Below are 24,281 nucleotides of genomic sequence, written 5' to 3'. Positions count from 1 at the left end.
CAATTCGCGGTCTCTTTCAGAGCGGATGCCCACGCGGCCCGGCCCGCGCGTCGGTCCACGGGTTTCCGAGACCGGCTTACGCCGTCCCGCCGGCGAGCAGAATGGGCGCACCGAAGGCGCCGGCCAGGCGGAACAGTTCGTGCGCGAGCCCGTCGGCCTCGGCGGTCGAACTGGGAATCTGGGAGCCGAACAGTACCCGGAGACTGGTCAACCAGAGAGAGCCGACAGTGCGGGGCGTGCGCAGGTCGCGCAATCCAGGCACCAGGCTGGACAGCATCGTGACCCCCCTTCCGCTCAGGGGCAACGCATTTCTTCGTCCACAATGTAGTCCCGCCCGGTTGGTTTGCCCAGCGGCACCGGCGAGGTCGCCGCCATTCTGCTGACAAGCGGATGCCCCGGCTGGCCCTACGCGGTCCGCGCCAGCAGGTAAGCGTTCAGGGCGTCGGTCACCGGCTGGTCGGCCGGGAACGGCTCACCGTCCAGGGCGACCACGGAGACGGCGAGGCGCACGCTGGAGACGAGCCAGGCGGCATCCGCTTGACGAAGTTCATCGAGCGTGACGTCGCGGTATTCGACGGAAGCACCCTGCCCGCTCAGATACTCGAACATGCTCTGCTGCGTGGTTCCGTGCAGAATCGCGCCGCTCGGGGCGGGCGTGACGTATGCACCGTTGCTGCGCAGCACGACGCTCGAGGTCGGGCCTTCCATGACGAAGCCGTCGGTGGTGAGAAAGATGGTGTCGTCGGCGCCGCGGCGGTGGGCCTCGCGAATAGCGGCCATGTTCACCGCGTAGCTGAGGGTTTTGGCGCCCATCAGCAGCCAGGGGGCCTTCTCGGCGACCCCACGCGGGTAGCCGCGGTCGAGGGTCACGACGCGCACGCCGGTCGCGCGCACGGCACTGAAGTCCGCCGCGGCGACCGCGTGCAGCCAGGCGGTCGGTGCCGGGCCGTGCTCGACACCGCGGCTGAGCACGAACTTGAGCGCGATCTCACCGCGCTGCGGAACGCGTGCGACAGCGTAGGCGATCGCGGCGCGCCACTGCTCGGCATTCGGAACCGGGAGATCGCAGATGAGGGCGGAGTTGCGCAGCCGACTGATGTGCGGCTCAACCTCCTGCGGGTGACCGTCGACGACGGCGAGGGTCTCGAAGATTCCGTCGCCACGCTGCGTGCTCAGTTCGCCGACCCGCAGGGCCGGGGCGCTGGATTCCATCTCGTGGAACGTGTCGTCGAAGTTCTGCTGCACCGAATCGGCGGGGACGGGGTCGATCAGCAGCGTGAAGGGCAGTCTCATGCCCCGAGCCTACTTCGCGCTCATCAGGGCGCGTGCGGCGCGTCTCCGGCCGCTGCCGAATGAGGGGCCGTGTGGAAGCCAGAATTAGGACATTCTGCGACCCCTCACCGACGAGCGGCCGCGGCGAGACCGCTAACTCTGGAACGCGACGATCGGGGTGCTCGTGGGCTGGTCGGACCCACCGTTGGGTTCGACGGTGATCCCGACCTGATCGCCGGCGTGCATGGTCCCGTCGAGCACGCGCCAGGCGGTGCCGTTGCCGGTCGAGTCGAAGGTTCCGGCCGAGGCCGGGCCGTCACCGTTGATGTACCAGAGTTGATAGTCCTGATCGCTGGGCAACGCGGGCAGGTCGTCAACGAGCACGGCGGATATTCCGAGGGTGTTCGACCAGACCAGCGTCGCTTCCTGCCCCTCGGCCGTGGTCGTCGCGGCACGCTGGGAGTCATCGGCCGCGTTGATCTGGGCGAGCCCGGCGGCCTGCTGCGACTCAAATTGGTAGTTGTTGAGGGTCTGGCCGAACAAGGATCCGCCCACGAACAGGGCTCCCGCCGCCGCAGCGGCCAGCAGATACCGCGCCGGCCGCTTGAACCAGCGCGCCTCGGCACGCTCGGTCGCCGACGAAAGGTGTGGGCGGGGCGCATCACCGGGTGCGCTGCCGGAGGACGGCGGCGTAGCGGGCGAGGCCGGAGTCGTCCCGGACGGTGCCGTCCCGGACGCGACCGGGGGAACGACGGGAGTCGTCTCGGAGGCGGAGGCGGCAGCATCCGTTGTGGCGGGGCCAGCGGCGCGCGGCAGTGTCGCGAGTTGCGGGGTCGACGCGAGCATCGACATGAGGTTGGCCTTGAGCGCGCTCGAGGGCTGGACCGGTGCCACGGCGAGGCCGAGGGCCACCGCGGTGTCGTTCAACTCGGCCGACTCGATGCGGGCCCGCTCGGATTCGGCCAGGTGCGCTTCGAACGCGGCCGTGTCGTCGGCGTCAAGGGCGTGCAGGGCGTAGGCGCCGGCGAGGTCGGCCGGGTGCTGCTCGTTACGATCGGTCATGATGCCACGCCCAATTCGTCGCGGAGGCGGATCAGTCCGTCGCGGAGCCGTGTTTTCACGGTACCCAACGGGATGTGGAGCATGTCGGCGACCTCGCTGTGACTGAACCCGCCGTAATACGCGAGGCTCACTGCCTGACGCTGCAGCTGAGTCAATCGAGTCATCGCCTTCTCCACCCTTTCATGTTCGATTCGTACTTCAACGGTTTCGGCCACGTGATCGTAGGCAACGGCCAGGTCACGGATTCCGATTTTGGTATCGCGGTCACGGCCGGCCTGCGACGACCGAATTCGGTCGACCGCTCGCCGGTGTGCCATGGTGAGGATCCAGGTACTCGCCCCGCCACGCGTGGGTTCGTACCGCGTGGCCGACTGCCAGATCTCCAGAAAAATCTCCTGGGTCACTTCCTCCGACTGCGCGTGGTCGATGAGCAGACGCTTGACCAGGCCAAGCACCCGCGGGGCGATCTGGTCATACAGCTCTCCGAAGGCCGATTGGTCGCCGAGCGCTACTCGAGCGAGCAGCTCCTCCTTGGTGGCAGGGGCTGCCGATGCAAGATGTCCGGCGGAATCAGCTGTCATGAGATCTAGCATGTCAGGTCTCGTCCCGTTCCATGACTAGGGTTCGGTGCGAAGTCGCTAACAGATTGGTCAAGACGCGAAATAAGCTTCGAAACGGATGCCGGCGGCCGGTCTTATCGCGCCCGCCGCGGGAATGCAGAAGGCCGGGCCGCAGAGCACCTCTCGGCGCGAGGCCGCTCGAAGCGGCGAATAATGGAACCCGGGATTACTGCGGCCCGACCAGACTCCAGTGTATTCGAGCCGGGCGGCCGGCGTCGAATGTTCGCCGTCGGCGCACAGGGGATTTTCGGGTTGCGCGGGGCGGGCCTCCGGGCCCACCCTACGGAAGCGGGCCCACGATAGATCATGGGCCCACATTCCGGGCCCGGGCCCGGTAAAAACAAGGGCGGGGACTACTCCAGGGAGTCGCGGCGCCAGAGGCGCGCGCAGGCCGCGAACTCGGCGGCGGTCGTGGAGAACCGCAGTGCTCGGGTCGTCAATTCCGAGGAGCGGTGCGGCTCGGTCAGCTCGAGGTCGTCGGCGATGCTCGTGGCGCCGAGTGCGGTGACCCGGCAATACGCCGCGCCGCGATCGAGCGCCACAGCGAAATCTCCCGTGAACAGGCCGCGCAGAATCTCATCGGCGAGCACAATGATCTCGGCCGGACCCGTCGGCACCGCGGCACCCGCGACGAGCGGATCGATCGTGGCGGCAGCATCCGTTCCCCGCTGGTACAGGTACGCACAGCCCTCAGGGTCCTGCCGAATCAGCATGCGGACGAGGTAGATGCGCCAGAGTGCGCCGGGCAGACTACGGGGAGTGGCCCGCGACCACAGCTCGGCGACCGCGTCGATGCCGTTTTCGTCGGTGTAGGCGACGAGGCGCTCGACCGTCGCCGGGTCGGGGTTGCTGCGCACCCGGTTGAGCAGGGCCTGCGCGGTCTCGTGCGCGACGCGGCTGATGTTCGCCGGGTCATCGCCGCCCTGGAATGCCTCGAATTTGTTCCCGGAGAACAGGGTGGGCTTGTGAAAGTTGTCGGCCACGGCGGGTTCTCCTTCGGGTTTAGATGGCTGGTTTTTGCTGCCCTCAACGCTACCCAGAAAAGCTGAGCGCGAATCCACGGTAGATTAGAACCTACGGGCCTCTAGCTCAGTTGGTAGAGCAAAGGACTTTTAATCCTTGGGTCGTCGGTTCGAGCCCGACGGGGCCCACAATGATCGCGCAGGTGGCGCGGCAAATGCGCACTGAATCCGCTGGATTCGGTGCGCATTTTGTGTTTCCGCCGCCCGTTTGCCTGCGGTTAGTGGGCCGCTCGGTGGCTACTGCAGGAAATCCGCCGCCACGGCACACTCACGCCCGCTGTATTGCTGGCCCAGCCACGACTGCGCGACCGGCTGTCCTGAATTAGCCACCGCAACCGAGACCGACGAGGCCAGTGGATGCCTCAGGGCGGCTTTCAGAGGTCGTAGCGGTGGCGGATGTGACGGCGATCCGGGCTGGCCTGCCAGAATTCGACCTCGGTGGGGTGCAGCGCGTAGAGCTGCCAGTCGGGATTGGCCCGACCATCGGCTCCTGGCCGCTCCTCCCAATCCACAGCGGATGCCTCGGCCGTCAGCAGCGAGACCGCGCCGACAACGCGCACCTGCCGCCCGAGAGCCGGCCAGTAGAAGTTCATCGCCGCCTGGGGGTTGGTGGCGAGCTCGCGTCCCTTGCGGGAAGTGCGCGTGCTCGCGAACTGCCAGGCCCCGCCGTCAACGTTCTTCAGGATGAGCATGCGCGATGACACCCGGCCATCGGGGGTCGAAGTCGCGAGACTGAAGGCGTGGGGCTGCGGCACGCCCGCGGCGAGCGCGTGATCGAGCCACTGCAGAAACAGGTCGACCGGGTCGACCGGTGCGCTGGACGGATCGAAAGCGGGCAGCAGGTCGGGAAAGTCGGGCAGGGCGCGCAGTCTGCGCCGTAAGGAGTCGCTCACGCCGCGAGCTTATCGTCCTGGGTGCCGATAGCAACAGCGAAGGCACCGACGTCGACGACACCGGCCAAACTCGTACTCGCCTACCGCATGCGGCCGCTCGCTCGAGGTCAGCCGAAGACCGACGGCACCCGCAGTTCGCGCTGCACCAGTAGCGCGAGCTCGCGCAGCAGCACCTGGTCGACTTCGGCGAGCGCCCGCGGCTGGGGGTCGAACACGCACAGGGCGCCGATGCGCTCCCCCGATGGCGACTCGATGGGAAACCCGGCATAAAAGCGGATGCGCGGCTCATCCACCACGACCGGGCTGCCGCTGAACCTGGCATCCGTTCGCGCGTCCTCGACAACGAGAGCACCGGTCCCCTCAATGGTGCGTGCACAGAAGGAATCGGCGCGCGGAATCTCCGTGGCGGCGAGCCCGACCCGGGCCTTGTGCCACTGACGGTCGCGATCGATAACACTGATCACCGCTGATTCGGTGCCGAAGAGCCGCTGAGCCAAGACAACCAGTTGGTCGAACCGAGCCTCTGGCGGGGTATCGAGAATGGCCAGGCCATCAACGGCCGCCTGCCGGGCGCGTTCCTGGCCGGCTGCATCCGTTTCACGCGGATCGGTGGGAGGCACGATGCCGACACGCGCGGAGTCGAGGCTGTCGGCCAGGGCGTCGGCCAGGAGCACGGCCCAATCGCGGTAGTCGGCGGGGGTGCGGTGCCGGTCGGTTTCGACCGTCGCTGACGGCGAGAACGGTACGAACGTGGTGCGCGGGGCCCCGGCGGCCAACCGTGCGGTGACCGCGTTCAAGTCGGTGGCCGAGCAATCGGCGATGCGCACGAGCGGACGTCGGAAGATCTCGATGCTGTGAACGGGCGGAATCCCGAGCAGAAATATCTGGGTACTGCGTGAGGTCTCGCGTTCCAGCTCCTGGAGCAGCGCGGTCAACCGCTCGCGCCATTCGGTGACGCTGGTCAGGGCGAGCGCTTCGTTGAGGCCGAGGATGACGACGACCGCGTCGAAACGGCCGAGCCGGGTGTCCGCAAGCGCCGTCAGCGCATTCTCGGCGGTCATGGTACGGCTGGCCAGGAGGTCGATGTCGACGCCGCGCCCGGTGCGGACCGAGAGTTCGCGGGCGAGCGAGCCGGGCAGGGCGAGCTGATGGCTGAGCACCCCCCAGCCGACCGCGGGACCGCAGCCGAGGATCAGCACGCGGTCGCTGTCGATACCAGGGGCGTGGGCCTGCGGGGCATCGCTTGGGCGAGGCAGGTGGCGGTCCGCCCGTTCAGCGGATGCCGTCCAAATGCGCATCACCGGGCGAAGGGCCCACCGGACGAGGTCGTGCATGGGGGCCTTTCGGAACAGGACAAAGGTTTATTCTGCCCCGAATGGATAAAATCCCATCATCTTGCCCCAGATTTGCAGCCAATTGGCGGCGAAACCCCCATCAGGGTTTTCTTGGGGTGTCTTCGAGCGCGCGCGCGGCAGTGCCGGCAGCCTCGACCAAGGCTGTTACGGCATCCGCTCCCAACCGGTGTTCGATGGTTTGCCCCCACGCGGAGACGATTTCACGAATGCGTGCGAGCCGCTGCCGGCCCCGATCCGACAAATGCACGGTAATGCGTCTACGGTCGGTCGCGGTTGGCAGGCGGAACGCCGAAGCCGAATCTTCCAGTGAGTCCACCGTTCGACTCAGGCTCGCATTTGCCATGCCGGACACCTCCGCCAGCTCACCCATGGTCGGCGAGTCGAGGCGGTCCAAGGCTTCCAGAATTCGCCACTGATCCATCGTGGTGTTCTCTTCAGACAGGGCAACGCTCAGTCCGAGTGTGAGGCGCCGTTCCAGGTCAGCGAGGGCCCAGACGAGCTCGGCCAGGGGTGCCACGATTCCAAGCGCACGCGCCCCGCTCCCCAGCTGCTCGGCCATGGTACTCCTCCATGTTCGCGAAAAATAAGGTCAGGGATTCCCGCTACGTGATAATGGTCAGATGGCGCCCCAGGTCAGAGTAGTGCTCTCCAGTGAAGTTTTCCTGTGCGGTCCTACGCAGCAGACACTTCGGCTGGGACTGCTCGCGCCGTTGTCGGGCCTGATGGGCGTGGCCGGCCCAGCCATTATCAATTGCGCGGTTCTGGCGGCCGAAGAAGCGTGCCGTGCCTCGGGAACGACCATCGACCTCGTCCTGGTCGATGCCGGCAGAGCCCCGGAAGACGTCGCGCGCGAGGTGGATCTACTGGTGGGTGCCGGGCTCGTCGACGGGCTGGTGGGTACACACACCTCGAATATTCGTGTGGCCGTCGAGGCGCGCGTGAACAATCGGGTGCCCTATGTCTTTACGCCGCCGCACGAGTTTGGGCGAGCGTCGGCCGGATCGGTATTTCTCGGCAGCGACCCGGCCGAGCATCTGCGTCAGCCGATTGCGTGGCTCGCCAAACACCGGCGGGTAGAACGATGGGCCCTCATCGGCAATGATTACGTCTGGCCACGTCAGGTACACGCTGCCGCCACTCGCGTCCTGCGCGATCTGCAGCAGCGCGTCGTCATGGACCGACTCGTGCCGATGGGACACGTCGACGTTGCGGAGCTCGTGGCCGCCGCACAGCGAGCACGGGCCGATGCAATCTTGGTCTCCCTGGTCGGCCGCGATGGCATTGAATTTCATCGCGGGGTCACCGAGCTGGATGCCAACACGGCGTTCGTTCGACTGTGTACCGCTCTGGACGAGAGCTGTCTGGTCGCGGCGGGCGGCGACAGCAGCGGGGAGCTCTACACCGCGATGCCCACATTTCTGCTGCAGGATGATGACCGGCACCGTCGATTGCTCGAGTCGTACGTCGCTCGGTTTGGACTGACCGCACCGCTGCCCGGCTCCTACGCCGAAGGATGCTACGACGGCGTGCACCTGCTGGCCGCCATGTGTGAAAGTGGCTTGCTCACCACAAACACCGCCACCCAGGTGGCCGAGCGGCTTTTTTCAGACGCCAATCGGTCGGATTTTGCCCAGGCGGGAATCGATCTCAGACGTCGACCCATGAGCATGGCGCGGGCCAGCGGCACCGACCTAGAAGTTGTCAGAACATTGCGCCAGGTGTAGCATAAACAAAATTTCCACATGGAAATAATGACGGCTGTCGATGACGATAGGAACACGCGTGAACAGCTCCACCACCCCGGGCACCTCTGCAAGTACCACGAGTGCGGGTATTGAACAATTTGGTTACAAGCAAGAGCTGAAGAGAACGCTGACGTTCAGCGACCTGATCATCTACGGCCTCATCTTTATGGTGCCCATCGCACCATTCGCCATCTTTGGCGGCGTCTTTCACGACTCGGGCGGAATGCCGCCGATCGCGTACATCATCGCCCTGGTTGCAATGATGTTCTCGGCGAATTCCTATTCGCAGATGGCCCAGGCCTTTCCGATGGCCGGTTCGGTTTACACCTACGCGGGTCGCGGAATCAACCGCCCAACGGGCTTCATCGCCGGCTGGATGATCCTGCTCGACTACATCCTCATTCCGACCCTGTTGTATTTTGTCGCGGCAATCGCGATGAATGGCATCATCAGCCAGGTTCCCATCTGGCTGTGGCTGATTGCCTTCGTTGCACTGAACACCGTGATCAACTACCTCGGAATCCACCTGGCCGCGGTTGTCATCCGGGTCATGCTGGTGCTCGAACTCCTCGTGCTGGCGATCTTCCTGGTTGTTGGCATCGTCGCAGTCTCGCAGGGCAAGGGTCAGGGCTTCAGCTTCGACGCGTTCTACAACGCTGACACATTCTCCCTCCCGCTGCTGTTTGGCGCAGCATCCATTGCTGTGTTGTCCTTCCTCGGTTTCGATGGGATCTCCACCCTGGCCGAGGAAAACAGCGGCAGCAGCAAGTCCCTCGGTCGGTCCATGATCGCGGCCCTGTGCCTGCTGGGAGTCCTGTTCGTCGTGCAGACCTGGGTGGCCTCGATGCTGGTTGAAGACCCCGCAGCGCTCATCGCCAATGGCGACCCGGCCGGGGTGGCCTTCTATGAAGCGGCAGCCGTCGCCGGTGGACCGTTCATGTATATCCTGACCGCTGCTTCGACAGCCATCGCCTGGGGTTTCGCCAATGCGCTCGTTGCCCAGGCGTCCACCTCTCGCCTGCTGTACGCCATGGCGCGCGATCGCCAGCTGCCGAAATTCCTCGCGAAGGTCAGCGAAAAGCACAGCGTGCCGGTCAACGCGACATTTCTGGTGGCCGGAATCTCGCTGGTGCTCGGATTATTCCTGACCCTCCTCCCCGACGGCCTCGGCGTGATCGCGGCCCTGGTCAACTTCGGCGCCCTGACCGCATTCCTGCTGCTGAACGTGTCGGTGGTGTGGTGGTTCATTGTGCGGCAGAAGTCCCGGCGCTGGTTCGTGCACCTGGTCTTCCCTGTACTGGGCTTCGTGGTTCTCGCCTTTGTGCTCTACAACGCGCGAGTGTCGGCCCAGGTCGTCGGCGTGGCCTGGCTGATCATTGGAATCGTCGTCGCCTTCGTGCTGTACAAGACCGGCCGGATGAAGGTCAGCACGGCCACGGAGTCTGCGATGACGGATGCGCGGTAGCTCGATGGCTGTACACAAGCTCGCTCCGCTCCCCGAACAGTATTCCTATGTGTTCGGGGGTCGGGAGCCGCTGCTGAGCGTTCGCCCCGGCGATATCGTCGAGGTGAGCACGGAAGACTGCTTCGGCGGACGGGTCACGACGCCCACAGACGTTCCCAGCCAAATCGTGCCTTTTTCCGAGCTCAATCCTGTCTCCGGTCCGATCGAGGTGATCGGGGCTGAGCCCGGTGACCTGTTGGCCGTGCACTTTGTCTCCATCGTGCCGGCACGTTCCTACGCGATTTCGAGCACCTTCCCGCTCTTTGGTGCGCTCTCCGCAACGCACGAGACGGCGATGCTGCACGAGCCGCTGCCGGAGCGGGTCTGGTTTTACGACATCGATTTGGATGCCTGGACGGCCACCTTTCGTGCCACGAACTCGGATTACACGCTGGCTCTCCCGCTCGATCCCATGCACGGCACCGTCGGCGTTGCTCCCGCCAGCGGCGAGGTGCGGTTGGTCGTGACCCCATCCACCCACGGCGGAAACATGGATACCCCGGAAGCGCGGGCCGGAACGACGCTGTATCTTCCGGTGAATGTGGCCGGCGCGATGCTGTCGCTCGGTGACGGTCACGCCCGCCAGGGTGAGGGTGAGGTCTGTGGAACCGGCCTCGAGTCGGCCATGAATTCCGTCATCGCACTCGACCTGGTCAAGGGTGGCGCTTCGGCCTGGCCGCGGCTTGAGAACGACGAGTTCATCATGAGCACCGGGTCGGCTCGGCCTCTGGAAGATGCCTTTCGGATCAGCCAGAAAGACCTCGTGCATTGGGCATCCGACCTCACCGGCCTAGACACGATGGATGCCTATCAGTTGGTCAGCCAAATGGGACTCGCACCGGCCGCAAACGTGTGCGATCCCAACTATACGATGGTGGCGAAGCTGCCCAAGTGGACCCTGAAAGACGCGCAAGCCTACGGCGGCGTTCACGGCCGCCTGCGCGCCGCAGCAGCGGAATACACCGCCGCTCGGTAGCGGGTCTCCGCCAGGCCCGGGCCGCCAGTCGCTTAAAACAGCAGCGACACGGCCCGGGCCAGGGTAAAAATGGCCAGACCGGCGAGGGCGCCGACGACGGTTCCGTTGATGCGAATGAACTGCAGGTCGCGGCCGACCTGCAATTCGATCTTCGCGGCGGTCTCGGCGGCGGGCCAGCGCTCCACGGTTTCGGTGATCACCCCGGCGATCTCATGGCGATAGTTGGCCACGACATAGCTGGCCGTGTCGGCGAGCCAGCGGTCGATGCGGGAGCCGAGCGCGGCATCCGTTGTCAGTCGTCGGCCGACGTCTTCGAGCGTCGAACGGATGCCGACCCGCAGCGCGCTGGCCGGGTCCTGGAGTGCCTCGGTGAGTGAGGCCTTGACCGCCGCCCAGGTGTCGCCGGCGAACTCGCGCAGTTTGGCGTTGTCGAGCACCTCGGCCTTGAGGGTTTCGACCCGGTTGATCATGGTCGGCTCGTACTGCAGGTCGTGCATGACCTCGCTGAGGTAGTCGTCGAGGGCTTGTCGCACCGGATGCTGCCGGTCCTGTCGGGCGGACGCGACGAAGGCGAGCACCTCGCGGTAGGCCTTGTCGTCGACGAGTTTGTCGACGAATCCGGGCAGCCAGGTGGGCAGCCGCTGCGACACCACGCGGCCAAACGCCTGGGGGTGGGTGCGCAGCCAGCCGTCAGCGCGGTCGAGCAGCAGGTCGACGGCCGCGTGCTGCTGCCCACTGGTCACGAGGCGCTCACCCACCCGTCCGAGACTCGGGCCCCACTCGGGCTTGACCAGATGTTCGCGGGCGACGGACTCGATGAGGTTCTTGATGGCGTCGTCGCCGAGCAGGTTGAGCAGCCCCTGGCCGGCCACGGCGAGTTCGTCGGTGAGCTTTTCGGCGTTTTTCTCGTCGCTGAGCCACGCGCCGAGGCGCCGGGAAGGGTGCACGGATTCGAGCTTGCCGCGGATAATCGCCTCGGAGAGAAAGTTGGTCTCGACGAACTCGCCGAGGCTCGCGCCGATCTCGTCCTTGCGGTTGGCGATGATGTTGGTGTGCGGGATGCGTAGGCCGAGCGGGTAGCGAAACAGGGCGGTGACGGCGAACCAGTCGGCGATGGCGCCGACCATGCCGCCCTCGGCCGCGGCGCGCACGTATTCGAGCCAGGGGTAGCGTTCCTGCAGGGCGAACGAGACCGTGAAGATGAGCGCCATGAGCACGAGCAGCCCGCCGGCGAGCCGCTTCATGCTGGTGAGCGCGGTGCTGCGGGCGGTGTCCTGCGGGGATTCAACGGGTGGTGCCGTTTCGATCTGGGCCATGGGTCAAGCCTGCCCGATTGTGCGGTGCGGTATGCGCACATTTGGATGCGGCGTGCCACGGAATCTTCGGGGCGAACCCGGGTCGTGGGTTCTGGCATGGTTGGCCGCGGCATCCGCTCGCCGAAGCGTGAGTTTCGTGCAACGACCCGTGGGTCCTACCCGATTTGACCAATCCAGGGACTCGAAACTTACGGCTCGGTGAGGCGGCGCACAGCGGATGCGTGAGCGCAACTTTAGGGATACCCTAAGGGGGTATCGATCGATTCAGTACCGAGGAAACTATGACGAACCCCAACGAGCACCACGGCACAATCACAAGTCCCGAGCACTCCGCGATGGACCATTCCGCCATGGACCACGGCGCCATGAACCACGCCGGGCACGGCGACCACGTCGGGCAGTTTCGGCGCCTGTTCTGGACAATGCTCGTGTTCGCTGTGCCCGTGGTCGGATTCAGCCACATGTTTTCGATGTTCGTCGGCTACGCGTTGCCGAACGTGGTGGGCGTCAGCTGGATCTCCCCCGTACTCGGCACCGTCATGTACGTCTGGGGCGGCCGCCCATTTCTCACCGGGGCTTTTTCCGAGCTGAAGGCCCGCAAGCCGGGCATGATGCTGCTGATCGCCCTCGCGATCACGGTCGCGTTCCTCGCGTCCTGGGGCGCGAGCCTCGGCCTCATCGATTCCGAGCTCGACTTCTGGTGGGAACTCGCCCTGCTGATCGTGATTATGCTGCTCGGCCACTGGATCGAGATGCGGTCGCTCGCGCAGACAACCACTGCCCTGGAATCGCTCGCCGCGCTGCTGCCGGATGAGGCAGAGCGAGTTGAGGGCGACGCCATTGTGGTGGTCTCGCCGAGCGATCTGGTGCTCGGCGACCTCGTCGTGGTGCGGCCCGGCGGGCGCGTGCCGGCCGACGGAGAGATCACCGAGGGCACGGCCGACGTCGACGAGTCCATGATCACCGGCGAATCACGCCCGGTGCAGCGCACTGTCGGCGACCAGGTCGTGGCGGGCACGGTCGCGACCGATTCCGCCCTGCGGGTGCGCGTGACCGCGGTCGGCGATGACACCGCGCTGGCCGGAATCCAGCGACTCGTCACCGAAGCGCAGGGCTCGTCGTCGCGGGCGCAGCGCATCGCCGATCGGGCAGCCGGCTGGCTGTTCTGGTTCGCGCTCGGCGCCGGAGTGATCACCGCGATCGTGTGGACCGCGCTCGGCCAGCCGCAGGATGCCGTGGTGCGCACCATCACCGTGCTCGTGATCGCCTGCCCGCACGCCCTCGGGCTGGCGATTCCGCTCGTGGTGTCGATCGCCACCGAACGCGCCGCGAAGGGCGGCGTGCTGATCAAGGACCGCCTCGCCCTCGAGAGCATGCGCCAGGTCACTTCGGTGCTGTTCGACAAAACCGGCACGCTCACCAAGGGCGAGCCCACGGTCAGCCACCTCGCCGTCAGCCAAGCGGATGCCGCGGCTTCGGTTCCGATCACCGCGGACGAGGTGCTCGCCTGGGCGGCCGCGGTTGAGGGTGACAGTGAGCATCCGCTTGCCCGCGCCATTGTCTCGGCGGCGCGCACCCGCGGGCTGACCGTGCCGCGTGCGAGCGAGTTTCAGACTGCCGCGGCGGTCGGCGTGACCGGCCTGGTCGACGGGCGTCGGATCGGTGTCGGCGGGCCGAATATGCTCGATGAGCACGGGGCGGCGCCGCTGGCCGAGACCGAGGCGTGGCAGAGTCAGGGTGCGATCATTCTGCACGTGCTGCGGGACGGTGAAGTCATCGGTGCGATCGGTCTCGCCGACGAGATTCGCGAGGAATCACGGCAGGCCGTTGACGCCCTGCACCGACAGGGCATCGAGGTCGTCATGATCACCGGCGATGCCGAGGCGGTGGCCCAGTCGGTGGCCGCTGAGCTCGGAATCGACCGGGTGTTCGCGGGCGTGCACCCGGAGGACAAGGCGCGCAAGGTCGCCGAGTTGCAGCACGAGGGCCGCCGCGTGGCGATGGTCGGCGACGGCGTCAACGACGCTCCAGCGCTCGCCCAAGCCGATGTCGGTATCGCGATCGGCGCCGGCACCGACGTGGCGATCGCGTCGGCTGGCGTCATTCTGGCGAGCGACGACCCGCGCTCGGTGCTCTCGGTGATCGAGCTGTCGCGGGCGAGCTACCGCAAGATGAAGCAGAACCTGTGGTGGGCTGCGGGCTACAACCTGCTCTCGGTTCCGCTCGCCGCCGGAGTGCTCGCGCCAATCGGGTTCGTGCTGCCGATGGAGATCGGCGCGCTGCTCATGTCGGTGTCCACCGTGGTCGTCGCGCTCAACGCACAGCTGCTGCGTCGCCTCGACCTACGGCCGGAGTCGAGCGTACGCGAGCGCTAGCCGGCCGGATCGGTCGGCTAGCGGTCTCGACCAGTGGATGCCCGCGCATCCACTCACCGAGCCGTGAGTTTCAGGCATCGAGCCGTGAGTTTCAGGCAGATTTGAGCCAGAATCGGGCCGAAACTCACGGCTCGGCGAGCTCGTCGGGCCGAAACTCACGGCTCGGCGAGCGACCGGGGCCCCCGACGTCGGGCTGGTTCGGGCGCGCCGCACTCATCCGGTGACCGGCCTCGATGCGCTGGCCCCAGAAGGTTCCGGCAATGATGAGGATCGCCCCGATAGCGCCCACCAGGCCGAGTGTTTCGCTGCCGAGCGACACTCCCACGAGCACCGCCCAGATCGGTTCGGTGCCCATGAGCAGGCTGGCCCTGGCCGCCGAGGTGCGGCGAATCGCCCACATCTGGGCCAGAAACGCGAACACGCTGCAGGCCAGGCCCAGGTAGAGCACGCCGATCCAGGCGGCTACATCAAAGGTCGAAATCGCCGCGGCCAGTCCGGCAACGTCGAAGGCCGTGAACACGACTGCGCCGACGAGCGCCTGTAGCAGGGTGAGCGTGATGGTGCTGTCGCTCCGGCCGCGAGTGAGGTGGCCCATCATGGTCACGTGCAGGGATCGCACGAGTGCCGCCGCGAGGATGAGCAAGTCGCCCACATTCGGTTCGGCAAATCCGTTGCCCGAGACCAGCAGGGCGACGCCGACGACCGCGAGCACCGCGGCCACAAAGAACGGGCGCGGCAGCCAGCGCCGGGCCGCGACCGACTCCAGCACCGGTGTGACGATGATGGTGAGACTGATGATGAGCCCGGCATTCGTGGCGGAGGTGAACGCGACTCCCTGGGTTTCCAGCCAGAGGATGCTCGCCTGCGTCACCCCGAGGAGCAGACCGAGCCCGAGCGCTCGCCGCGTTGGAAGCCGTTCGCGCCGCACGACCCAGACGATCAGCAGGGCCAGGACCGCCACCAGAAACCGCAGGGCGAGCACGGCCGACACGCTCGCCTGCTCGGTGAGCACCTTCGCGCTCAGATAGCTGCCACCCCAGACCGCGGCCACGAGCAGCAGCACGAGGTCGACGCGGTATCGCCCGAGAGCGTGCGGCAGCAGCGTGCGTCGGTTCAAGACTGTGATCATGGGGCAATGCTGCTCGGCGGCATCCGCGTTAGGCCGACAGGTCAAACCCGGCATGACGGATGCCCCACCGCACGACCCACTGCTCCCCCGGCGCCAGCCAGCGCAGGCCCGCACCGGAATTGAAGGCATCGGCGGGTGCCGTCATGGGTTCGATGGCGATCGCCTGGCCGCGAATCAGCTCGGCGCCGGCGGTGCTCACCGGAAAGATGCGCGGTGTGAACACCTGCACGTAACGCATGTTCTCGTCGCCCCAGAGAGTGACCCGGCGGCCATCCGCTGCGGTGAGGGTGTGTTCGCCAGCACTTCCAACCCCGCCAAACCCGTCGTCAAGATCGAGGTCGCCGACCTCGATGCCCGCGCGAAGGTCAAACCGGGTGTCGTCGACCGGGGTCTCGCCGGTCGGGTTGAGGCGGTCGTCCACGTCAAGGTGGGTCGCGGCATCCACTCTCACGACGAGGTCGCCGGTCGGTACGTCGCCAATTTTCAGATACGGATGCGCCCCCACGGCCACCGGCGCGGCCTCGGCGCCAACGTTGGTCACCCGGTGCGTCACGTTCAGGCCCTCGGCGGTGAGGGCGTAGGTCACCTCGGTCTCGAGGTGGAACGGATAGCCGGACTGAGGGAAGACGGTGGCGCCGAGCGTCACCGAGTCGCTCTGCCGGGACAGTTCACGATAGGCGGCAAAACGCAGCAGCCCGTGGATGGCGTTCTGCCTGGTCGGCTCGGTGAGGGCCAGTTGACGTTTGATGCCGTTCTGAGTCCACTGACCGTCACGAATGCGGTTGGGCCAGGGCACGAGGACGATTCCGGCTGCCATCGGTGGCTGCACGAACTCGTCGAAGGTCTCGACCAGGTCTATGCCATTCACGGAATATGCCCGCAGACCGGCCGCCACCTCCGTCACGACCGCTCGGGCCGTTCCGCTCGGTGTCTGCAGTGTCAGGTCATATTGGATTCCGGTGGGTGCGCGCATCCGATCAGCCTATGACCGCGGCTGCGCCGCTTGGGCGAGCAAAACGCTGAGCCCGCCCTCGCGCAGCGCTTTCAGCGCTCCAGCGTCGGCAGCGGCATCGGTGATCAGGGTGTGGAAGGCGCTCAGCGGGCCGACCCGACCGAGGTGCACCTGGCCGAGCTTGGAACGATCAGCCACGACGATCACCCGCTCCGCCGCGGCGAGCATGAGCGCCTTGACCCCCGCCTCTGGGAGGTTGATGTTGGTCACGCCGCCGTCCAGATCGACGCCGTTGCAACCGATAAAGGCCAGGTCCGCGTGAATCTGGCTCAGCACCAGGCCGGCGAGCGGATCGACCAGGGAGTGCTGCAGCGGCCTCAGCGACCCGCCGGTGACGATCACGGTAAATCGGGGGATGGCCTTTTCCAGTTCGAGGGCGATGCTGAGCCCATTGGTGATGATGACCACGTCGTGCAGGTCTTCTCGCGCAACCAGGGCGCGGGCGATGGCGTGGGTTGTCGTGCCGACGTCAAGAATCACGCTCTGCCCGCTCTGCACGAGGGCAGCCGCGATCTGGGCAATCTGCTGTTTGGGAACAACGGATGCTCCGAGCGCCTCCTCGAACGAGGACTCACGTTCGGCCCGTTGACCCGCACCCGTGGACTGGGCCGGCACCGCTCCGCCGTGTACGCGCCGCACGCCGCCCTGAAGCTCGAGGGCATCGAGGTCGGCCCTGGCGGTCACACCGGAAATGCCAAAGGCGCTGCGCAGCTCGCTCACCCGCACAAACCCGCGTTCGTCAACGAGTTGCTGTGCTTGCTCCCGACGAACGTGTGCGGGAAGTGGATCGGGTAGCCGGCTGCGCGTCTCGTCGTTCTCGATCATTCCCCCAGTATCACTTACTTACTTTTACTTTTCAATGCGAAATATTATGGTTTCGCTTGTGCAAATTTGATATTGTGGCAGTGCCATGACGAACTCAAAGCCCCGCCTCCCCCACTTTGTCGCCGACGAGACCATTGCCCGGCAATCCAGTATCCTGGCCGACGGTCGCGACCTCATCTATTTCGACGACCCCGACACCACCTTGTCGCCCGATCGCGCCCCCGATCTGCGGGAGCCCAGCGAACGCGCGACCACCGCGACTATGCGTCAGGACCCCCTCACCGGGGAATGGGTCTCGATCGCCGCCAACCGCCAAAACCGGGTTTTTTTGCCGCCGGCCACGCAAGACCCGCTCGCACCGCAGTCGCCAGGTAATGCGTCGGAGATCCCGAGCAATTACGACGTAGCCGTGTTTGAGAACAAGTCCCCGTCGTTTGGTCCACTGGTAGCGGATGCTCCCACGGATCTGGCCGATCTCGACCGCATCGGCATCGGTCGCACCCGCCGGTCCGTCGGCCGCTGCGAAGTGGTCTGCTTCAGCCCCGAAAACGAGGGATCCTTTGCGAGCCTGTCGGTAACCAGAGCGCGAACCGTGATCGAAGCCTGGGCCGAACGCACCCACGTACTCTCGCAGCTGCCGGGTATTGAACAAGTATTCCCGTTTGAGAATAGAGGCGAGCAGATCGGCGTGACCCTGCGGCATCCGCACGGCCAGATCTACTCTTACCCCTATGTCACCCCCCGAACGCAGCGTCTCGCCGACTCTCTCGAGCGTTATGGCTCCAGCCTGTTCGCCGATATTCTGGCCAGCGAACAGGCCAGCGACCGGGTGATTCTCCGCGGCGAACACTGGACCGCGTTCGTGCCGTTCGCCGCGCGCTGGCCCATCGAAGTGCACATGCTTCCGCACCGCCAGGTACCCGACTTTGCCGAGACGACCCTCGCCGAACGCGACGAGCTGGCCGTGTTGTATCGTCGACTGCTGCGCGGCATCGACGCCATTTACACCACCCCGACTCCCTATATCGCCGCCTGGCATCAAGCACCGGTTCGGGTGCATCGCACGGACATCCGTCTAATGCTTCAGCTGACCAGCCCGAGGCGTGCCGAGGACAAGCTCAAGTTCCTCGCTGGCTCGGAGGCAGCGATGGGTGCTTGGATCGGCGATGTCACTCCAGAGGATGCCGCGGCCACAATTCGCGCAGCCGTCGCGCGAACCGCCGAGGCGGACGCTGCCAACGAAACTAACGGAACACCCTCGTGAATGATCTGGATCGCGCCGCCCAGGCCGACTTCGCGAATCGCTTCGATCGCACCGCGACCGGACTGTGGTCGGCGCCCGGTCGCGTGAATCTGATCGGTGAGCACACCGATTACAACGACGGATTCGTGCTGCCGCTCGCCATCGACCGGCGCACCGTCGTTGCGCTGGCGACGAGGACCGACCGGGTTATTCGCGTGGCCAGTTCTTTCGCCGCCGAGACCGTCGCGGTGTCGCTCGACGAACTGGTTCCCGAAAACCTGAACGGCTGGTCGGCCTACCCGCTCGGCGTCGCCTGGGCGCTGGGACAGTTCGGAGCAGACCTCGCTGTCCTGCCGGGGTTCGACATCTACGTCGACTCCGATGTGCCGGTCGGGGCCGGACTGTCCTCATCGGCCGCGCTCGAATGCGCCGTCGCGGTCGCCCTCAACGAGGTCTGGGGCCTGAACCTCGATCGGCCAACCCTGGCCCGGGTCGGCCAGCTCGCCGAGAACCGCGTTGTGGGCGCCCCGACCGGCATCATGGACCAGTCGGCGTCACTGCTCGGCCAGGTCGACGCGGCCGTTTTTCTGGACTGCCGGAGCCTCGCGTCCGAGGTGATCCCGCTCGGACTCAACCCGGCCGGCCTGGAACTGCTGATCATCGACACCCGGGTCAGCCACTCGCACGCAACGGGCGGTTACGCCGCGCGCCGCGCATCCTGCGAGGCCGGCGCCCGCATCATGGGGGTGCCCGCCCTGCGTGACCTCAGCGTCGACGATCTCCCCCGAGCGCAGGCGCTGCTCGACGACGAAACCTTTCGCCGGGTGCGCCACATCGTCACCGAGAATCAGCGCGTACTCGACACCGTGCAGACCCTGCGAGTGAGCGGATGCGCCGCGATCGGCGATCTGCTCGATGCCTCGCACCGGTCGATGCGGGACGACTTCGAGATTTCAGCGCCGGAGCTCGACCTCGCCGTGGTCACCGCACGGGCGGCCGGCGCGATCGGTGCGCGCATGACCGGTGGCGGTTTCGGCGGCGCGGCCATCGCCCTGACTCCGACCGAACTCGTGCCCGCCGTACAGGTCGCCGTTCTCGCCGCCTTCGCCGCCCACGGCTTCACCACCCCCGACCTGTTCGTGGTGCACGCCGCCGATGGAGCCGCCCGCGACGGCAGTCCGCTCAACTAGAGGAACGAGCGCGGCGCTGACCCGGCGCCGCGCTGCTGTCGCGCACCACCAGGTCCGGCTGGATGACCGGGATCAGCTCCGCGGGCTCGCCGCCCATCAGCCGCAGCACCCGCTCCACCGCCAGCCGGCCGACCTCGTTGAAGTCGAGCCGAACGGTCGTGAGGCCAGGTTGAAAATAGCGGGCCTCGCTCATGTCGTCGAAGCCGACGACGCTCACGTCGCCGGGCACGTCGATCCCTCGTTCGGTGAGGGCTTTGATGACTCCGAGCGCCATCGCGTCGTTGGCCACCAGGACCGCGGTGATCGTGGGATCCTCGGCAATGGCCACTCCGGCCCGGTAGCCGGAATCCGCTGTCCAATCCTCGGTGCGGAACTCGGGATTGACCGTTCGGTGGCGCCGCGCGAGTTCGGACAGCCATCCGGCGCGCCGTGCTTCCGAAGCCATCCAGCCGGGCGGCCCTCCGACGTGCCAGACCGTGTCGTGCCCCAGATCAAGCAGGTGCCGGGTCGCCAGCTGTGCTCCCAGCGCATCGTCCATCGACACCGCCGTCGAACTCGCGGGTGAACCCTGCTCGAACCGTACGATCGCCACCTCGGGATCCAGCCCCAGCAACACCGGGGCGGCGGCCGTCATCGGCGCGAGCACGATGATCCCATCGACCGCATCGGCGACGAGCGTATCAAGCGCGGTACGGATGCCGGCCGAATCGACCCGGGGAATGGTCACCAGACTGGTCGTATAGCCGTTGCGCCGCGCCTCTTCGGCAATACCGAAGAGCACCAGGGCGGAACCGTGCACTGGAAGGGAATGGGACACCACACCCAGATTCATGGATCGGTTCGTGGCCAGGGCGCGTGCGGCCCAATTGCGGTTGTACCGCAACTGCGCAATGGCCCGTTCGACGCGGTCCCGCACCTCGGCGCCCACGTTGCTGTGCCCGTTGACGACCCGGGAGACGGTTTGTTGTGACACCCCGGCGAGTTTCGCAACGTCGATCATGCGTACGCTCTGACCGCGCGGCCGAGGCTCCCTAGCCATGCGACTCCTCCCCTCCGAGGCGACAACCCCGGTCGCCCTATGTTAGCGCACCATGAATAGCGTCAGAAGGGCTCGAAAACCAAGTCGAACAGTCCTCTGACCAATTGTCGATCAGCGCAACCAGGGTAGAAATTGTCAATTGACAGGAAGTGATAGTGCGCTAACATTTAGTAATCGTGATCGGTCATCGACGGCGAGTATCTCGCGCACATGACCGATCGCATCCGCATGCCGCCAAGGGAGTCGATCAGTGAGCACGACCGCAGAGCAATCGCGCGCAGACGCACCAGCCGGGACCGAGTCCTACGTCATCGGCATCGATTACGGAACACTATCCGGCCGCGCGGTCGTCGTACGGGTCTCGGACGGCGCCGAACTCGGCTCGGCCGTGCTCGACTATCCCCACGCAGTTATGGACACCATCCTCGCGGCCACGGGCGCGAAGCTGCCACCGGAGTGGGCCCTGCAGGTTCCCCAGGACTACGTTGCCGTGCTGAAGAGCGCCGTTCCGGCAGCACTAGCCAGTGCGGGAATCGACCCGGCCCTGGTCATCGGCATCGGCACCGATTTCACCGCCTGCACGATGGTTCCGGTCATCGCCGACGGTACCCCGCTCAACGAGCTGCCGGAGTACGCCGACCGTCCGCACGCCTACGTCAAGCTGTGGAAGCACCATTCTGCGCAGCCCCAGGCCGACCGCATCAACGATCTCGCGTTCGAGCGCGACGAAAGCTGGCTGCCCCGCTACGGCGGGCTCATCTCCAGCGAATGGGAATTCGCCAAGGGATTGCAGCTGCTCGAGGAAGATCCCGAGTTGTACGAGCGCATGGACCACTGGGTCGAGGCCGCGGACTGGATCGTCTGGCAGCTCACCGGCCGGTATGTGCGCAACGCCTGCACCGCCGGCTACAAGGGAATCCTGCAGGACGGCGAGTACCCGAGTGAGGAATTTCTCGGGGCGCTCAATCCGGCTTTTTCCCGGTTCGCCCTCGACAAGGTGAGCCACGAGATCGGCCAACTGGGAGCATCCGCCGGCACCCTCACGGCCGAAGCCGCGGCCTGGACAGGACTACCCGAGGGTATTCACGTCAGCGTCGGCAACGTCGATGCGCACGTCACGGCACCGGCCGCGCGCGCCGTGAACCCGGGCCAGATGGTGGCCATTATGGGCACGAGCACCTGCCACGTCATGAATTCGGATCGACTCGCCGAGGTACCCGGCATGTGCGGCGTCGTTGACGGTGGCATCGTCTCCGGGCTGTACGGGTACGAAGCCGGCCAGTCCGGCGTGGGCGACATTTTCGCCTGGTATGTCAACAACCAGGTTCCCGAACGGTACTTTGCCGCGGCGGAAGCTGCGGGCCTGAGCGTGCACCAGTATCTGACCGAACTGATCAAGGACCAGCCGGTCGGCGGGCACGGCCTGATCGCCCTCGACTGGCACAGCGGCAACCGTTCGGTACTCGTGGACCATGAGCTCTCCGGCCTCGTGCTCGGCACGACGCTCACCACCCGCCCGGAGGAGATCTACCGCGCCCTGCTCGAAGCCACGGCGTTCGGCGCCCGCACCATCGTGGAAACTTTCAACGCCAGCGGAGTGCCGGTGACCGAGTTCATCGTGGCCGGCGGACTGCTCAAGAATGCGTTCCTCATGCAGACCTACAGTGACATTCTGCGGATGCCCATCTCCACGATTGACAGCGAGCAGGGGCCTGCACTCGGCTCCGCCATCCACGCTGCCGTGGCCGCCGGCGCGTATCCGGACGTGCGCGCGGCGGGCGAGGCCATGGGCAAGCTCAACCAGAACGTTTACACGCCCGATGCCGAGTCGGCCACGGCCTACGACCAGCTCTTCGCCGAGTATTCCCTGCTGCACGACTACTTCGGCCGCGGCGCAAACGACGTCATGCACCGGCTCAAGGGCCTCAAACGCGATGCCGGCGCGGCGGCGTGACCACCTGCCTCGACGCCGCAATCACCTCATACTTCAATCGCTAGCAGCACAAGGAGCACTCAACCCATGCCTTCTCTCACCACGACCCTCGACCACGTAGAAGTCTGGTTTCTCACCGGCAGCCAGAACCTCTACGGCGAGGAGACGCTGCGGCAAGTCGCCGACCAGTCCAGAGCCATCGCCGACGCGCTCGGCGCGTCGAGCGATATCCCGGTGAAAATCGTGTGGAAACCGGTGCTCAAGGACTCCGAATCGATCCGCCGGGCGGCACTCGACGCGAACTCCGACGACGCGGTGATCGGCCTGATCGCCTGGATGCACACCTTCTCGCCCGCGAAGATGTGGATCTCCGGGCTCGACGCTCTGACCAAACCGCTGCTACACCTGCACACTCAGGCCAACGTGGAGCTGCCCTGGAGCGAGATCGACTTCGACTTCATGAACCTCAACCAGGCCGCCCACGGCGACCGTGAGTTCGGCTATATCCAGACCCGGCTCGGGGTATCCCGCAAGACCGTCGTGGGCCACGTCTCCAACCCGGCCGTGACTCGCACCATCGGCACCTGGACCCGCGCTGCCGCCGGCTGGGCGGCGAGCCGCAGCATGAAACTCGCCCGGTTCGGCGACAACATGCGCTACGTCGCCGTCACCGAGGGTGACAAGACCGAGGCCGAATTGCGCTTCGGGGTGCAGGTGAACACCTGGCCGGTCAATGAACTCGCCGAGGCAGTGCACGCGGCAACGGATGCCGAGATCACCGCCCTGATCGCCGAGTATGAAGAGCGCTACGACGTCGTTCCCGAATTGCGCACCGGCGGCGATCGCCACGAGTCGCTCCGCTACGGCGCCGCGATCGAGATCGGGCTCAAGTCCTTTCTCGAGGCCGGCGGCTTCAGCGCCTTCACCACGAGCTTCGAAGACCTCGGCGCGCTTCGCCAGCTGCCCGGCCTTGCCGTGCAACGACTGATGGAGCAGGGCTACGGCTTCGCCGGGGAGGGCGACTGGAAAACGGCCATCCTCGTGCGCGTGGCCAATGTAATGGGCGCCGGTCTTCCCGGCGGCGCGAGCCTCATGGAGGATTACACCTACGACCTCACCCCCGGGGCCGAACTCATCCTCGGCGCACACATGCTCGAGGTCAACCCGGCACTGGCGACCGAGAAGCCGACCCTCGAGATCCACCCGCTCGGCATCGGTGGCCGCGAGGATCCCGTGCGCCTCGTCTTCAACGCTGCCCCCGGCCCCGCGGTCGTGGTCGCGATGAGCGACATGCGCGACCGGTTCCGTCTCATCGCGAACGTCGTCGAGGTGGTCGAGCCCACCGAGGCACTCCCGAAACTCCCGGTCGGGCGCGCCGTCTGGCGTCCGGAGCCCGACTTCGCCACGTCAGCCGCAGCCTGGCTAACCGCCGGCGCCGCCCACCACACCGTCATGTCGACGGCTGTCGGCATCGACGCCTTCCAGGACTTCGCCGAGATCGCGCGCACGGAGCTCCTCGTGATCGACAAGTCCACCACCCTGCGCGACTTCACCCGCGAGGTGCGCTGGAACCAGGCCTACTATCGGCTGGCGCAGGGCATCTGATCCCGCCGGGCCGAGTTCGGTCCCGAACTCGGCCTCCTGCGGCCCTCGCGATCGGCCTCCCCGATTCCGGGGCGGGCCGCCTGCGCGCTGCGACGAGCGCGGGCCGCGGCCGGTCGGCTGCTCGCCTCAGGGGCTCGCCGACCCGTGCTGGCCCGCCGCCTCGGT

Annotated in this window: 21 protein-coding genes and 1 tRNA gene; 9 read left to right on the top strand and 13 right to left on the bottom strand. The window is 66.3% G+C overall.

The genetic code is table 11. From position 1 onward, the window contains the following. Positions 1–76 precede the first annotated feature (76 nt). From E3T46_RS17060 to E3T46_RS17040, 5 genes are all read right to left on the bottom strand, one after another. On the bottom strand, positions 77–277 hold the full coding sequence (locus E3T46_RS17060) for a hypothetical protein (RefSeq protein WP_134579465.1): 201 nt from the start codon (positions 275–277) through the stop codon (positions 77–79). Positions 278–405: 128 nt separating this feature from the next. Continuing rightward, positions 406–1,293, bottom strand: a complete 888-nt coding sequence (locus tag E3T46_RS17055; RefSeq protein WP_134579464.1) for an aminodeoxychorismate lyase — start codon at positions 1,291–1,293, stop codon at positions 406–408. A 132-nt stretch (positions 1,294–1,425) separates the two neighbouring features. Further along, entirely contained in the window at positions 1,426–2,334 is a 909-nt protein-coding gene (locus E3T46_RS17050; protein WP_134579463.1) for an anti-sigma factor, read from the bottom strand. Continuing rightward, on the bottom strand, positions 2,331–2,915 hold the full coding sequence (locus tag E3T46_RS17045) for a sigma-70 family RNA polymerase sigma factor (RefSeq protein ID WP_241980881.1): 585 nt from the start codon (positions 2,913–2,915) through the stop codon (positions 2,331–2,333). The genes E3T46_RS17050 and E3T46_RS17045 overlap by 4 nt, the downstream gene beginning before the upstream one ends. Positions 2,916–3,307: 392 nt before the next feature. Beyond that, entirely contained in the window at positions 3,308–3,937 is a 630-nt protein-coding gene (locus E3T46_RS17040) for a DNA-directed RNA polymerase subunit beta (protein WP_092449680.1), read from the bottom strand. 95 nt (positions 3,938–4,032) lie between these two features. Here E3T46_RS17040 and E3T46_RS17035 point away from each other — a divergent pair. Further along, positions 4,033–4,105 (top strand) — tRNA-Lys (locus E3T46_RS17035). Between the two features lie 245 nt (positions 4,106–4,350). Here E3T46_RS17035 and E3T46_RS17030 read toward each other — a convergent pair. The 3 genes from E3T46_RS17030 to E3T46_RS17020 form a co-directional block, all read right to left on the bottom strand. Continuing rightward, the gene (locus tag E3T46_RS17030) at positions 4,351–4,869 is read right to left on the bottom strand and encodes a pyridoxamine 5'-phosphate oxidase family protein (RefSeq protein WP_134579461.1); all 519 of its coding nucleotides are present in this window, start codon (positions 4,867–4,869) and stop codon (positions 4,351–4,353) included. A gap of 107 nt (positions 4,870–4,976) precedes the next feature. Further along, complete coding sequence (locus E3T46_RS17025; protein WP_134579460.1) at positions 4,977–6,203, bottom strand: GAF domain-containing protein; 1,227 nt, start codon at positions 6,201–6,203, stop codon at positions 4,977–4,979. 100 nt (positions 6,204–6,303) lie between these two features. Continuing rightward, entirely contained in the window at positions 6,304–6,783 is a 480-nt protein-coding gene (locus E3T46_RS17020; protein ID WP_134579459.1) for a MarR family transcriptional regulator, read from the bottom strand. A gap of 61 nt (positions 6,784–6,844) precedes the next feature. Between E3T46_RS17020 and E3T46_RS17015 the strand changes: the two genes are divergently transcribed. The 3 genes from E3T46_RS17015 to E3T46_RS17005 are packed head-to-tail and all read left to right on the top strand — an operon-like array spanning position 6,845 to position 10,449. After that, a complete protein-coding gene (locus tag E3T46_RS17015) occupies positions 6,845–7,948 on the top strand; it encodes an ABC transporter substrate-binding protein (protein WP_134579458.1) in 1,104 nt (367 codons plus the stop codon). A 58-nt stretch (positions 7,949–8,006) separates the two neighbouring features. Next, positions 8,007–9,434, top strand: a complete 1,428-nt coding sequence (locus tag E3T46_RS17010; RefSeq protein WP_241980880.1) for an APC family permease — start codon at positions 8,007–8,009, stop codon at positions 9,432–9,434. Between the two features lie 4 nt (positions 9,435–9,438). Beyond that, a complete protein-coding gene (locus E3T46_RS17005) occupies positions 9,439–10,449 on the top strand; it encodes an acetamidase/formamidase family protein (RefSeq protein ID WP_134579456.1) in 1,011 nt (336 codons plus the stop codon). 32 nt (positions 10,450–10,481) lie between these two features. On the opposite strand, the gene E3T46_RS17000 is transcribed toward E3T46_RS17005, so the two are convergent. Continuing rightward, positions 10,482–11,765, bottom strand: coding sequence for a DUF445 domain-containing protein (locus E3T46_RS17000; RefSeq protein ID WP_134579455.1), 1,284 nt, complete (start codon positions 11,763–11,765; stop codon positions 10,482–10,484). A 350-nt stretch (positions 11,766–12,115) separates the two neighbouring features. On the opposite strand from E3T46_RS17000, the gene E3T46_RS16995 reads away from it, so the two are divergent. After that, positions 12,116–14,140, top strand: a complete 2,025-nt coding sequence (locus tag E3T46_RS16995) for a heavy metal translocating P-type ATPase (protein ID WP_198419255.1) — start codon at positions 12,116–12,118, stop codon at positions 14,138–14,140. A 124-nt stretch (positions 14,141–14,264) separates the two neighbouring features. Here E3T46_RS16995 and E3T46_RS16990 read toward each other — a convergent pair whose 3' ends face one another. The 3 genes from E3T46_RS16990 to E3T46_RS16980 are packed head-to-tail and all read right to left on the bottom strand — an operon-like array spanning position 14,265 to position 17,106. Continuing rightward, a complete protein-coding gene (locus tag E3T46_RS16990) occupies positions 14,265–15,269 on the bottom strand; it encodes a DMT family transporter (protein ID WP_134579453.1) in 1,005 nt (334 codons plus the stop codon). 28 nt (positions 15,270–15,297) lie between these two features. Beyond that, entirely contained in the window at positions 15,298–16,242 is a 945-nt protein-coding gene (locus tag E3T46_RS16985; RefSeq protein WP_134579452.1) for an aldose 1-epimerase family protein, read from the bottom strand. Between the two features lie 9 nt (positions 16,243–16,251). Beyond that, positions 16,252–17,106: a DeoR/GlpR family DNA-binding transcription regulator gene (locus E3T46_RS16980; protein WP_134579451.1), complete on the bottom strand. Its 855-nt coding sequence runs from the start codon at positions 17,104–17,106 to the stop codon at positions 16,252–16,254. Positions 17,107–17,191: 85 nt separating this feature from the next. Between E3T46_RS16980 and galT the strand changes: the two genes are divergently transcribed. Both galT and galK read left to right on the top strand, forming a co-directional pair. Beyond that, positions 17,192–18,370 (top strand): galactose-1-phosphate uridylyltransferase, encoded by a 1,179-nt coding sequence (gene galT, locus E3T46_RS16975; RefSeq protein WP_134579450.1) that lies wholly within the window; start codon positions 17,192–17,194, stop codon positions 18,368–18,370. 5 nt (positions 18,371–18,375) lie between these two features. Further along, positions 18,376–19,539, top strand: a complete 1,164-nt coding sequence (gene galK, locus E3T46_RS16970; RefSeq protein WP_241980895.1) for a galactokinase — start codon at positions 18,376–18,378, stop codon at positions 19,537–19,539. Here the strand turns inward: galK and E3T46_RS16965 are convergent. Beyond that, entirely contained in the window at positions 19,532–20,578 is a 1,047-nt protein-coding gene (locus E3T46_RS16965; protein ID WP_241980879.1) for a substrate-binding domain-containing protein, read from the bottom strand. The two genes, galK and E3T46_RS16965, sit on opposite strands and share 8 nt — an antisense overlap. Before the next feature lie 250 nt (positions 20,579–20,828). On the opposite strand from E3T46_RS16965, the gene araB reads away from it, so the two are divergent. Together araB and araA are read left to right on the top strand one after the other, a co-directional pair. Further along, positions 20,829–22,532, top strand: a complete 1,704-nt coding sequence (gene araB, locus E3T46_RS16960; RefSeq protein WP_134579448.1) for a ribulokinase — start codon at positions 20,829–20,831, stop codon at positions 22,530–22,532. Between the two features lie 66 nt (positions 22,533–22,598). Next, positions 22,599–24,116 (top strand): L-arabinose isomerase, encoded by a 1,518-nt coding sequence (araA, locus tag E3T46_RS16955; protein ID WP_134579447.1) that lies wholly within the window; start codon positions 22,599–22,601, stop codon positions 24,114–24,116. Positions 24,117–24,281 lie beyond the last annotated feature (165 nt).

Source organism: Cryobacterium sp. Hh11 (assembly GCF_004404045.1).
GTDB lineage: Bacteria > Actinomycetota > Actinomycetes > Actinomycetales > Microbacteriaceae > Cryobacterium > Cryobacterium levicorallinum.
The sequence above is the reverse complement of the archived record's forward strand: the minus strand, read 5'-3'. Positions and strand labels throughout refer to the sequence as shown.